This is a genomic window from Streptomyces sp. NPDC059455 (assembly GCF_042750115.1).
Classification (GTDB): domain Bacteria; phylum Actinomycetota; class Actinomycetes; order Streptomycetales; family Streptomycetaceae; genus Streptomyces; species Streptomyces endocoffeicus.
The window spans coordinates 24,354-34,616 of the sequence record NZ_JBHYVB010000128.1 but is presented as its reverse complement, the minus strand read 5'-3'; the positions used below and the strand labels follow the sequence as shown (position 1 = coordinate 34,616).

The 10,263-nt window shown below is 69.0% G+C and carries 13 protein-coding genes and 2 pseudogenes; 10 read left to right on the top strand and 5 right to left on the bottom strand.

Annotation, left to right across the window (positions count from 1 at the left end):
* Nucleotides 1-387 (bottom strand): annotated as a pseudogene (locus ACFXB5_RS35115) (IS982 family transposase); the annotation flags it as partial.
* A 134-nt stretch (nt 388-521) separates the two neighbouring features.
* The gene (locus ACFXB5_RS35110) at nt 522-1,376 is read right to left on the bottom strand and encodes a helix-turn-helix transcriptional regulator (RefSeq protein WP_385215746.1); all 855 of its coding nucleotides are present in this window, start codon (nt 1,374-1,376) and stop codon (nt 522-524) included.
* A gap of 88 nt (nt 1,377-1,464) precedes the next feature.
* Between ACFXB5_RS35110 and ACFXB5_RS35105 the strand changes: the two genes are divergently transcribed.
* Nucleotides 1,465-2,274 (top strand): SDR family NAD(P)-dependent oxidoreductase, encoded by an 810-nt coding sequence (locus ACFXB5_RS35105; protein ID WP_385215743.1) that lies wholly within the window; start codon nt 1,465-1,467, stop codon nt 2,272-2,274.
* A gap of 110 nt (nt 2,275-2,384) precedes the next feature.
* Nucleotides 2,385-2,750: a VOC family protein gene (locus ACFXB5_RS35100; protein WP_385215740.1), complete on the top strand. Its 366-nt coding sequence runs from the start codon at nt 2,385-2,387 to the stop codon at nt 2,748-2,750.
* Here the strand turns inward: ACFXB5_RS35100 and ACFXB5_RS35095 are convergent.
* On the bottom strand, nt 2,740-2,880 hold the full coding sequence (locus ACFXB5_RS35095) for a hypothetical protein (protein ID WP_385215737.1): 141 nt from the start codon (nt 2,878-2,880) through the stop codon (nt 2,740-2,742). The two genes, ACFXB5_RS35100 and ACFXB5_RS35095, sit on opposite strands and share 11 nt — an antisense overlap.
* A gap of 56 nt (nt 2,881-2,936) precedes the next feature.
* Here ACFXB5_RS35095 and ACFXB5_RS35090 point away from each other — a divergent pair, with 56 nt between their 5' ends.
* From ACFXB5_RS35090 to ACFXB5_RS35060, 7 genes are all read left to right on the top strand, one after another.
* A complete protein-coding gene (locus ACFXB5_RS35090; RefSeq protein ID WP_385215734.1) occupies nt 2,937-3,575 on the top strand; it encodes an HAD family hydrolase in 639 nt (212 codons plus the stop codon).
* A 70-nt stretch (nt 3,576-3,645) separates the two neighbouring features.
* Nucleotides 3,646-4,818 (top strand): helix-turn-helix domain-containing protein, encoded by a 1,173-nt coding sequence (locus ACFXB5_RS35085; RefSeq protein WP_385215731.1) that lies wholly within the window; start codon nt 3,646-3,648, stop codon nt 4,816-4,818.
* 280 nt (nt 4,819-5,098) lie between these two features.
* On the top strand, nt 5,099-5,701 hold the full coding sequence (locus ACFXB5_RS35080) for a hypothetical protein (RefSeq protein ID WP_385215728.1): 603 nt from the start codon (nt 5,099-5,101) through the stop codon (nt 5,699-5,701).
* Nucleotides 5,698-5,934, top strand: coding sequence for a hypothetical protein (locus ACFXB5_RS35075; RefSeq protein WP_385215725.1), 237 nt, complete (start codon nt 5,698-5,700; stop codon nt 5,932-5,934). The genes ACFXB5_RS35080 and ACFXB5_RS35075 overlap by 4 nt, the downstream gene beginning before the upstream one ends.
* Nucleotides 5,935-6,230: 296 nt before the next feature.
* Nucleotides 6,231-6,473 carry a putative ATP-grasp-modified RiPP gene (gene tgmA / locus ACFXB5_RS35070; RefSeq protein WP_385215722.1) on the top strand — a complete coding sequence of 81 codons (243 nt, stop codon included), beginning with the start codon at nt 6,231-6,233 and terminating at the stop codon, nt 6,471-6,473.
* Between the two features lie 26 nt (nt 6,474-6,499).
* Nucleotides 6,500-6,658 (top strand): hypothetical protein, encoded by a 159-nt coding sequence (locus ACFXB5_RS35065; RefSeq protein WP_385215719.1) that lies wholly within the window; start codon nt 6,500-6,502, stop codon nt 6,656-6,658.
* The gene (locus tag ACFXB5_RS35060; RefSeq protein ID WP_385215717.1) at nt 6,655-7,788 is read left to right on the top strand and encodes a methyltransferase domain-containing protein; all 1,134 of its coding nucleotides are present in this window, start codon (nt 6,655-6,657) and stop codon (nt 7,786-7,788) included. The genes ACFXB5_RS35065 and ACFXB5_RS35060 overlap by 4 nt, the downstream gene beginning before the upstream one ends.
* Nucleotides 7,789-7,879: 91 nt before the next feature.
* Here ACFXB5_RS35060 and ACFXB5_RS35055 read toward each other — a convergent pair.
* A pseudogene (locus ACFXB5_RS35055) lies at nt 7,880-7,987 on the bottom strand (helix-turn-helix domain-containing protein); the annotation flags it as partial.
* A gap of 109 nt (nt 7,988-8,096) precedes the next feature.
* Nucleotides 8,097-8,711 (bottom strand): TetR/AcrR family transcriptional regulator, encoded by a 615-nt coding sequence (locus ACFXB5_RS35050; protein WP_385215714.1) that lies wholly within the window; start codon nt 8,709-8,711, stop codon nt 8,097-8,099.
* A 105-nt stretch (nt 8,712-8,816) separates the two neighbouring features.
* On the opposite strand from ACFXB5_RS35050, the gene ACFXB5_RS35045 reads away from it, so the two are divergent.
* Nucleotides 8,817-9,965, top strand: a complete 1,149-nt coding sequence (locus tag ACFXB5_RS35045) for an FAD-dependent oxidoreductase (RefSeq protein WP_385215711.1) — start codon at nt 8,817-8,819, stop codon at nt 9,963-9,965.
* Nucleotides 9,966-10,263: the final 298 nt, after the last annotated feature.

The window sequence follows — 10,263 nt, the reverse complement described above, 5'->3', positions numbered from 1 at the left end:
GCCGGCCAGGTTCGAGCGTTTGACAGTTGGCCTGGACCGGCCGCACTCCACCGGGGTGGAGTCGGTGATCCATACATCGTCGAACCAGAAGGCAGTGTCGACAGCCAGTTCCCGGATGATGCGTTTGATCAGTGGAAACGCCGCACGGAGCCGCTTGTTGCAGCCCGACTGCTGAGGGAGGTAGGGGAACATGCCAGACAGGTGCTTGCGGGTGAACCGCAGCCACCGGGCCTCGGAGTGGAAGCCCAGCACGGCCTGGGCCACAGCCAGACAGACAAGCTCGGAATCGCTCAGCCGGGGCGGCCTGCCCATCCACCGGGTCCCTCCGATCTCGTCGTCGATCTTCACGTACAGTGCGGTCAAGAGGGTGTTCAGGTCTTGCGTCACAACATGATCTTGAACACCCTCTCCTCATGCCTGACACCTGGCCCAAGACATCGGACTTACTCGTCTAGCGCGGCGCGGCCGCCGGGGCAGCGTTCTCGCCTGTGGTTCACGGGGCCGGCCGCTGGAGGCCGCGGTCAGCCGGGGACGCCCATGCGCTGGGTGCCGATCACCGACAGCAGCCGCAGAGCCTCCTCCGCCGGGGAGCCGGGATCGGCCGTGTAGATCACGACTCGCTGGTCCCGGTCAGCGATGTCCAGGACATCGCAGTTGAGTGTGATGGGGCCGATCAGGGGGTGCCGGAAGGTCTTGTGCGGGGCGGGTCCGACCGACATCTCGTAGGCGGCCCACAGCCGGGCGAACTCCGCGCTGCCGGTGAGCAGGTCATTCACCAGCGTGGCCACTTCGGGGTCGTTTGGGTAGCGGGCAGCGGCGGCCCGCAGGTGCCGGGCCGCGGTACGGCCGAAAGTGTCCATGCCGGACCGGCTGTACCACTGCCGCTCCCCCACTCGCGAATCGAGGAAGGTACGGCGCAAAAAGTTGCGCTCGCGCCGGGGCAGGGCGGAGAAATCCTCCAGCAGGGCGGCCGCCAAGTCGTTGTGGGCGATCACCTCATAGGCCGCGGACAGCACGAGTGCCGCGGCGTTCGGTAGCCGCCGCAGCAGGTCCAGGATGCTTGGACGCACCTCGCGGGAGGGTCCTGACGGCGGGGCGGGCGGGGCACCGGCGGCGAGGTAGTGCAGATGGGCGCGCTCGGCGTCCGACAGGCGCAGGGCACGGGTCAGACCGGCCAGCACCTCGCGCGAGGGGCGCGGGCCGCGGGCCTGCTCCAGCCGCGTGTAGTACTCGGTCGAGATGTACGCCAGCTGCGCCACCTCCTCGCGTCGCAGCCCCGGGGTACGACGCCTCGGCCCGGCGGGCAGCCCCACATCGGCGGGGGCGATCCGCTCGCGCCTGCTGCGCAGGAACCTGGCCAGCTCTCGTCTGTCCATGTCCCTCAGTGTGTACGGGCCGACGAAGCGGATCCAGGCACTGCCGGTGCCTGGATGGGGGCGCGCGGCCGGACACAGGATCATCGCCATGGACAACACACAGACCACCGACGACACCTCCACCTCCGCCGCCTCGGGCCTGCTGACCGGCAAGGTCGCCTTCATCAGCGGAGCCGGCCGCGGCATCGGCGCCGCCGCGGCGCGGCTGTTCGCCCGGGAAGGCGCCCGCGTACTGCTCGCGGCCCGCACCGAGGACCAGCTCAAAGCGGTGGCCGAACAGATCCGGGCGGCGGGCGGCACCGCGGAGTACGCGGTGTGCGACCTGGCCGACGCGACAAGCGTGCGCGCCGCCGTCGACCGCACCGTGAAGGTGTACGGCCGACTCGATGTCGCCTTCAACAACGGGGCCATCGGCACCCGGCAGATCGGCCCGCTGGACCAGGTGCGGGAGCCGGACTTCGACCAGCAGTACAGCGTCAACCTCAAGGGCGTCTGGCTGGCCCTGGCCGCTCAGGTCGGCGCGATCAGGGCGACCGCCGGCACGGGCGCCATCGTCAACACCTCCTCCGTCGGCGGCTGGAGGGGCAACCCCGTACTGCCCGCCTACAGCGCGATGAAGCGAGGCGTCCACAGCCTCACCGAGTCGGCCGCCGTCGCCTACGGCCCGGAAGGCATCCGCGTCAACGCCATCGCCCCCGGCACCACGCTGACCGAGATGATGCGCCACTGGGAAACGGAATCGCCGGGCGTCATCGACCAGCTCAACGCGCGCACCCCGCTGCGCCGCGCGGCCGAGCCCGAGGAGGTCGCCGAGGCCGCCGCCTGGCTACTGAGCGACCGCGCCTCCTACGTCACCGGAGTGGTCCTCTCCGTCGACGGCGGCATGCGGGCTTCGTGAGCCGAGGAAGTGTTCCGGCTTTCGCTCGTAGCGGCGATGCGGGAGTCGGCAGCAGCGGCCACCTATAGGGTGTGCATCCCGAAGGTCTATTGATCGGCCCCGGAGGTGCCATGCCCCTGCAGATGAAGTTGCGTGCGATAACGCTCGATTGCCTTGATCCGCCGGCTTTGGCGACCTTCTATCAGCAAGCCACGGGCCTCGAACCGCACCCGAGATCCGATGCCGACTTCGCCGGCCTCACCTGTGAGGACGGCCTCTTCATCGGCTTCCAACGGGTCGGTGACTATCGCGCTCCCCGCTGGCCCGAACAGAGCATTCCCCAGCAGTGCCACCTTGACTTCGCCGTTGACGACCTGGATGAAGCCGAGGCGCGACTGCTGGAGCTGGGCGCGGGCAAGCCGGATCACCAGCCAAATGACAGGTGGCGGGTCCTCACTGACCCGGCTGGGCACCCCTTCTGCCTGGTCAGAGGCTGATCACGGCGAGCCAGGCCTTGGTCCGTTCGATCCATTGGGTGGCGTGCTCGTCGCCGGTGAGGCCGCTGAGCTTGGCGTGCTCGTCGTCGGCCGCCTGCTGGAGTTCGATGAGTATGTCAGGAACTTCCACGGCCGGATCATAAGCCGGTCGTCTGCTGCTCCCTGGTCTTGTCCTAGGCTGCCTGCATGATCCGCGCTGTGGCCCTCGATGTTGGCGAGACCCTGATCCGGGATGACCGTGTGTGGGCTACCTGGGCCGACTGGCTGGGCATTCCTCGGCACACGCTCTCGGCTCTCGTCGGCGCGGTCGTCGCTCAAGGGCGCGATAACGCGGATGCTCTTCGGCTCATTCGACCGAACATCGACATCGCCGCGGAGAGGGCCGCCATGGAGGCCGCTGGGCTGGATGAGCAGATGAGCGAAGAAGATCTTTACCCAGACGTACGCCCAGCTCTCGCCGCTCTCCGCAAATCAGGCGCGCGAGTCGTGATCGCAGGCAACCAGACGGCGCGCGCGGGGAAGCTGCTGCGAGCGCTGGACCTCCCGGTCGATGAGATCGCGACCTCGGGAGAGTGGGGCATCGCGAAGCCGGACCCCCGATTCTTCGCCCGTGTCCTGGATCTGGCAGGAACCGCACCCGATGAGATCGTGTACGTAGGCGACCATCCCGCGAACGACACCCAGCCAGCAAAAGCAGCGGGGCTGCGCGCTGCGCATCTACGCCGCGGGCCGTGGGGTCACCTGTGGGCGGACACAGCCGAGACAGCCGCCGCTGACTGGCACATCGATTCGCTGCACGATCTCGTACCACTCGCCATGCCATGAGCCGAGCGGCCCCACCGTAATGGGGCCGCTCGCTACCGTTCGGAGTGGACGCACCGAACGGAGCATCAGTATGCCCAAGGATCTTGGCAAGCGTGTGGCCTATCAGCGCCGCATCGCTCGCATGACGCAGCAAGAACTTGCCGACGCCGCCGGGGTACACATCGGCACCTTGCGCAAGATCGAACGCGGAGCGCGGGGCGCTGGCGACAACGTGATGGAGTCCCTCGCGGCTGCTCTAGGTGTCGACCCATCCGTCTTGCTGGGCAGTCGAGACCGTGCGGACGCCCGCGTCCACGCCGCTATGCCGTCCCTGTCTGCCGTCATCGCTGCGTACGAGGGGCCAGAGGACGGGCCAGTGCGGCAACTCGGAGAACTCCGCGCAGCAGTGGATGAGGCAGTGACCTGGCGCCTGGCCTCGCAATACGTCCGGATCGCACGCCAGCTACCCCCACTCATCAGCGAACTAATCCGCGCCTTTCACCTTGCTCCGCCCGAAGAGCCATCCGAGGTGGCCAGCCTGCTAGTTGCTGGGCTGCGAACGGCTGACTCTGTGGCGTACAAGTACGGCGCCCGAGATCTGTCTGCTCGCCTGGTAGATCTGATGCGCTGGGCAGCACCGTACGCGGACAATCCACTGTTGGCCGCCACCGTCGCCTACGTGCGCACCGAGACCTTCTTCGCCGCTCGGGCGCACACCGCTGGACTGCGGACGCTGCAGACCGCGATCGACAAGGCACCTAACGGTCGAGATGACGCGGAGATCGCCGCTCGGGGTGCCTTGCACATGCGGGCAGCGGTAATCGCTGGCCGCGCCGGTCTTGTGGAGGCTGCAGACCAACACCTCGCGGAAGCCCTGCGCCTAGGAGACGCTGTACCAGAGGACGTCTACGACGGAACGGCGTTCGGTCCAGACAACGTCCGCATCCATGAGGTGTCTGTCGCGGTCAGCCTCGGCCGCGATCACGTTCACCGAGCGCTAGATGTAGTCAAGGAGTGGGCGCCGCCGCATGATCTGCCTGCAGAGCGCCGGAGCGGGTTCTACATCGAGGTAGCCCGCGCCCAACTGTGGTCGGGGCTCCCACGGGATGCGTTCGAGTCCTTGAAGGTCGCCCGTCATATCGCGCCTCAGCACACACGCGATCACCCATGGGTGCGGGAGGACGCCGCCACGCTCCGTCGCCTGCGGCGCGCCGATGCGGAGAGCCTCAGCAACTTCGCTGAGTGGTGCCATGCAGGCGAGTGACCCTGGCTGACCCTCGCTGGGTCACTTGTGGCCCTTCCAGCGGAGAACCATCTACCTGTCCACACCGACCAGGCAGATGGGACAGCACCAGCCATGGCCGAACCCTTGCGGGTGCCCGTCGGCGAGCACATGAGCGTCGCACGGCTCCACGGCGAGGCGTGCTTTCGCTGCGGAGCCGTCGCCCGGACGCTGTACGCCGCCGGGCACATCAGTCTCCCCGGCCGGGGTCGTGTGTGGCCTGTCGTCGTCTGTGAAGACCACCGCGACCAAGGCGAACCGAATGTCAGCTGACTTTCTCAGGCCCCCATCATGGACACCGCCGAACACCGAGGACGTCGAGGCGTTACCGGTGGGCAAATGGTGGGACGCTGTCCGCGCAGCCCCGACCGTCGGCGAACGCGCCCTCACAACCCTCGGCGACCAGAACGGCGCCGTCATCCAGGACAAGCACGGCCCCCTGTACTGGCTCATCGCCGTGGGCTCCGTCGAGAGTTGGCGCCTGCGGCAGGTCCGCGTCCTCACCGCGCTCGCCGACGAAAGCACCTACCTCGGCGTACCGCCCGTCTCCTGGACCGAAAGCCCGCGCACCCACTGGCGCGTCCCGCTCTCGGTCGATCACTACCTGACCGACGCCTGGCTCCTGTGGGAGGCGCTGGCCGAGGCCGACCGCGCCGAGTACGGAAGCAGGCCCGAGGGCCGTCAACTCTGCTACCGCTGCCACCTCCCGACCGACGAGCCCATCCCGGTCGACGTGGAGGATGGCCGCGGCGACGTCGGCAAGGTCACGTACGCCTGCCCCCCGCATGCGCCGCTCTACTCGAAGCGGCAGCCGCGGAGCCTCACCAGCGCGGCCGCGCTCGAGCATGAGGGGCGGCCCCGATGACGTCCTGCCAGGAGTCGTTGCTCCCGGGTATCGCGCTGCCGGACCCCGACACGCTGACCGGGCCCCAGCTGGAGGGCTGGGACTGCGCCTTGTGCGGGCTGCGGCTGCTCGCCGACCAGCTGCTCGGCACTGTCGTGTGGACCTGCGGCAGCAGGCCCCGGAGGGTCGAGCTGTGGGTGTGCCGACCGCTGTGCGCCGAGGCCACCCGGCAGGGGGGAGAGGGCGCCGGATGAGGCACCATCGCAAACCCCCGCCGTGCGGGCCGGGCTGTTCGTCTTCCGTGTCGCCAGCAGGGGCGTGCTGCTCGCTGTGCTCCCCGCGCTGCTGGTGCTCGCGGTCTACCTCAGCGTCGCGGGCACGCCGGCCCCATAGGCCGGGTGGGCCGTCGGCGCCCGGGGATCCCCCGCCCCGGGCTGGACTTCGCCGCTGGCGGCCCACCCTCCAGACACCCTGCGGTCGGTGCGGCCCAGGCGCGGCCGCCGATCGCAGGGCCCTCACAGAAGATCCGCATACGAATGGAGAACACCCCATGACACTGACCATGGAACGCATCCAGACTGCGAGGCCCTTCGGGCTGTCCAAGGCCGTACCCGTCGCCGACGAGACGCTCGTCATGCCGACCCTGGACCTCTGCCCCGAGCGGCAGATCAGCGTCACCGCGGCCGGGGAACCGTTCATCAACGAGCCGAGCATGAAGACGCAGATGACGACCACCACACAGACCAGGGAGGACAGCCAGCTGGCGACCGACAACGAGAACGACACGGACTGACGTCGGCTGACAGAAGGATCTGAATCATGACCGTCCTGGTGCTGACCCGGCCCACTGATGCGACCCCACAAGGGCGCTGGTACCTGATCGACGTCAACCCGAACGGGCAGTGGGGGTTCATCCCCGACCTGCGCACGCCCATCACCCGAGCACTCGCTGACCTACTGGAGAGGGCCCATCCGTGAGCATCACCGACGCACCGTCCGCTGACGAGCTACGCCAGCACATGGCCGACCACCTGGTGAGGACCGGCAGCATCCGATCCAAGCCCTGGCGCACCGCCTTCCTCAGCGTCCCCCGCCACGCGTTCGTCCCCGACTTCACCCTCCGGGCGCAGGGCAGCCTGCACCGGTACAGCCAGGGCGACCCCGCATGGCTGGCCGCGGCCTACCAGGACGTCTCCCTGCTGACCCAGTTCGACCAGGACGGCACCGCCACCAGCTCGTCCACGCAGCCGTCCCTCATGGCCCAGATGCTCGAAGCCCTGGACGTGCGGGACGGGGACACCGTGCTGGAGATCGGCGCGGGCACCGGATACAACGCCGCGCTGCTCTCCCACCGCCTCGGGCCCGACCATGTCGTGACGGTCGACGTCGACCCCGAGTTGGTGGCCGCGGCGAGGACCCGTCTTCGCTCGGCCGGGTACGAACCCACCCTCGTCGCGGGGGATGGGATGGCCGGCTACCCGGAGCGCGCGCCGTACGACCGGCTGCTGGCGACGTGCGGGGTGGGCCGGATCCCGACGCCCTGGCGGGATCAACTGCGCCCGGGCGGGGTGATCGTGGCCAACATCGGCTGCGGCATCGTGCGCCTGGTGGTCCAGGACGACCACTCCGCCGGCGGCCGGTTCCTCCACGGCCTGGCCACCTTCATGAACGCCCGGCCGACCCCCGACGCCATGGGCACCACCGCGGGGAAGCTCGCGCAGCCGCTGCTGACGTGCTCCGGCCAGACCCGGGAGATCACCCTCCCCGCGGTCCTGGATGCCTCCGGACCGCAGTTCCTCGCATCGTTGCTGCACCCGCAGGTCAACGACTTCGCCTTGGGCAACGGGGGCCAGGAGATCAGGTGTCTCTTCGACCCGGAGAGCTCGTCATGGGCGCGGATCACCATGACCGGCACCGGAATCATGACCGCTCGGCTCGACCACGGCGGGCCGCGTGATCTGTGGGCTGAGCGAGAGCCGCTGCTCACCCAGTGGCGGGATGCGGGACGGCCGGGGCATGAGCGCTACGGCCTGACGGTCTTCGCGGACGGCGTTCATACGCTGTGGCTGGACGAGCCGGACGGCATGAGCTGGCGACTGCCGAACTAGGCCACCGTATGGATCTTCCGCAGGTGTTCCACCGCACGTAACACGTACCTGTGGCGGACCATCGTGGAACAGCCGGTAAGAGGGGACACCCAAGAGCACGGGCCAGGCGGGCGAGCTGGTCGATGGACGGCGGGTACCGGCCGTTCTCGATCCTGGAGATGGTCTTGTTGTCCAGCCCGGTGAGGGCGCCCAACCACATCTTCGAGGCACAAGAAAGTCCGAGAACGTCCGTCGCTACGTCAAGCCCTCCCCCGCGGCGATCTCCGAGCTGACCAGCCTGCTCGCACCGGGCGACGCGCGGCGCTGAGTCACCCGGCCCGTGCTGTGCCCGAGGACGGCAGTCCGGACCGCAGCGTGGTGAAGAGCAGTTCCAGCATGTGGCCAGGGTCGTCGTCCGCCGACGCGAGGAGATGGCCCTCCACCACCAGGGCGGCCGTGAGACGAGCGCTCCGAGGGCCGACATCCGTCGTGCGTTCGATGGCCTGAGTGATGAGTGGGATGTAGAGGCGCCACATCTGCTTCCAGTACGCGTGGAGCGCTGGAGTTCCCTCGACCAGGCGCCAGAATTCGGTGAACCTCGGGTCCTGTTGCCGGCTGTTCCGGCTGGACTCGTTGAGTGTGAACCACTCCTGCAGCGCGGTGAGCGCGTCGGTACCCGGCGGGCGGGACTCGACGGCGTCGACCAGAGAGTTGGCGATCGTCTCGTCTTCGTCGAACACCAGCGCTTCCTTGCCGGGGAAGTGCGCGAAGACCGTCGCCACCGCGACGTCGGCCCGCTCCGCGATGTCACGGATGCTCACGGCGTCGAATCCGCGCTCAAGGAACAGATGCAGGGCCGCGGCGGCGATGGCCGCCCGCGTGGCGGCCTTCTTCCGCTCCCTGCGGCCCGTCGGCGTGCCAGTGCCCGGGGGAAGCTTCTCCATGTCGCGATGGTATCAGGCTCGCTATGAAAGTAGTCTGATTGCGAAATCAGAATCGTTCTGATTTTCTGGAAGGGCAGTCCACGCGGCAGAACCTGGGAGGCACACATGCCGACGTCCATCAGCAGCAAGCGGATCGCGATCATCGGAGCGGGGCCAGGGGGCCTGACCTGTGCTCGCATCCTGCATAAGCACGGTGTTCCTGTGACGGTCTACGACCAGGACGCCCACGAGGAGGCGCGGAACCAGGGCGGTTCGCTCGACCTGCACGAGTACGACGGTCAGCTCGCCCTGCGCGAAGCAGGACTGATCGAGGAGTTCTTCGAGCTGAGCCGCTTCGAAGGGCAGGAGATGCGGGGGATCGACCCGCACTCCGGGCAGGTCCTCGCCCGGCACCTGCCCGAGGAAGGGGAAGCCGGCGCGCCGGAGATCGACCGCGGCCAGCTGCGGCGGTTGCTGCTGCGCTCCCTTACGCCGGGAACGGTCCGCTGGGGCCACACACTGGAATCCGTGACCGGCCCCGACGACGGCTCGCGGACCCTGACCTTCTCCAACGGCGTCACCGTCCAGGCCGATCTCGTCATCGGTGCCGACGGCGCCTGGTCACGGACTCGCAGGGCCGTGTCCCAGGCCGTCCCCGTGTACTCGGGCGTCGACTTCCTGGAGGCGTGGTTCGATGACATGGAGACCCGGCACACCGAGCTGGCGGAGCTGGTCGGCGAAGGCAGCGCCATGGCCGGCGACGCCGACGGCGCGATATTCGCCCAGCGCAACAGCGGAGGCCACATGCGCGTCTACATCGTGCGGCGCCGCCCGGTCGACTGGATGGCCCAGCACGGCCTGACCCCGCAGGACACCGAGGGCATCCGCGCACTCCTGCTGAAGGACTTCGCCGACTGGTCCCCGGATGTGCTGCGAATGATCACCGACAACGACGGCCAGTACGTCGACCGACCGCTGTTCGTGCTGCCCGCCCCGCACGACTGGGAGCACTCCGCCACCGTGACACTGCTCGGCGACGCCGCGCACCTGGTCCCCCCGGTCGGCGTGGGTGTCAACGTCGCCATGCTCGACGCGTGCGAACTCGCCCTCGCCATCCGCGGGTCCGAAAGCATTGACGAGGCCATTCGCGCCTACGAGACGACGATGCTGCCCCGCTCCCACAAGCTCGCTCTCGCCCTCGACGGCCGTGCCGACTACCTCCTGCGCGACGACGACCCCGAAGGCATGCAGGACCCCAGCGACCTGCTCCGGTAATCCGTCGCGCTTGACACCAGCCGCCGCCGGAGACACTTGGCCAAGTGGAGGCCCGGTTCCCGGAGACGTGGTGCACGACAAGGGCCGCGTCGAGCGCACCCCGACGAGCTATGCGGGCCGGACCCCGGGGTCTGCGGGCAGCCGGTCTGTTCCGCGCTGGTTCGTGAGTAGGCCGGGTTCAACCTTGTGCCCGGTGTCCCCGGTGGCGGGGGGGCCGGCGGGGGGCCCGGCCCCCCGCCCGCGGCGGGGGGGGGGGGGGGGGCCCCCCCCCCCCCCCCCCCCCCCCCCCCCCCACACC

Excerpts from the sequence above, each read along its gene's own strand:
- ACFXB5_RS35110 (WP_385215746.1), bottom strand. The coding sequence starts at position 1,376 with ATGGACAGACGAGAGCTGGCCAGGTTCCTGCGCAGCAGGCGCGAGCGG.
- ACFXB5_RS35105 (WP_385215743.1), top strand. The coding sequence starts at position 1,465 with ATGGACAACACACAGACCACCGACGACACCTCCACCTCCGCCGCCTCG.
- ACFXB5_RS35100 (WP_385215740.1), top strand. The coding sequence starts at position 2,385 with ATGCCCCTGCAGATGAAGTTGCGTGCGATAACGCTCGATTGCCTTGAT.
- ACFXB5_RS35090 (WP_385215734.1), top strand. The coding sequence starts at position 2,937 with ATGATCCGCGCTGTGGCCCTCGATGTTGGCGAGACCCTGATCCGGGAT.
- ACFXB5_RS35085 (WP_385215731.1), top strand. The coding sequence starts at position 3,646 with ATGCCCAAGGATCTTGGCAAGCGTGTGGCCTATCAGCGCCGCATCGCT.
- ACFXB5_RS35080 (WP_385215728.1), top strand. The coding sequence starts at position 5,099 with ATGTCAGCTGACTTTCTCAGGCCCCCATCATGGACACCGCCGAACACC.
- ACFXB5_RS35075 (WP_385215725.1), top strand. The coding sequence starts at position 5,698 with ATGACGTCCTGCCAGGAGTCGTTGCTCCCGGGTATCGCGCTGCCGGAC.
- tgmA (WP_385215722.1), top strand. The coding sequence starts at position 6,231 with ATGACACTGACCATGGAACGCATCCAGACTGCGAGGCCCTTCGGGCTG.
- ACFXB5_RS35065 (WP_385215719.1), top strand. The coding sequence starts at position 6,500 with ATGACCGTCCTGGTGCTGACCCGGCCCACTGATGCGACCCCACAAGGG.
- ACFXB5_RS35050 (WP_385215714.1), bottom strand. The coding sequence starts at position 8,711 with ATGGAGAAGCTTCCCCCGGGCACTGGCACGCCGACGGGCCGCAGGGAG.
- ACFXB5_RS35045 (WP_385215711.1), top strand. The coding sequence starts at position 8,817 with ATGCCGACGTCCATCAGCAGCAAGCGGATCGCGATCATCGGAGCGGGG.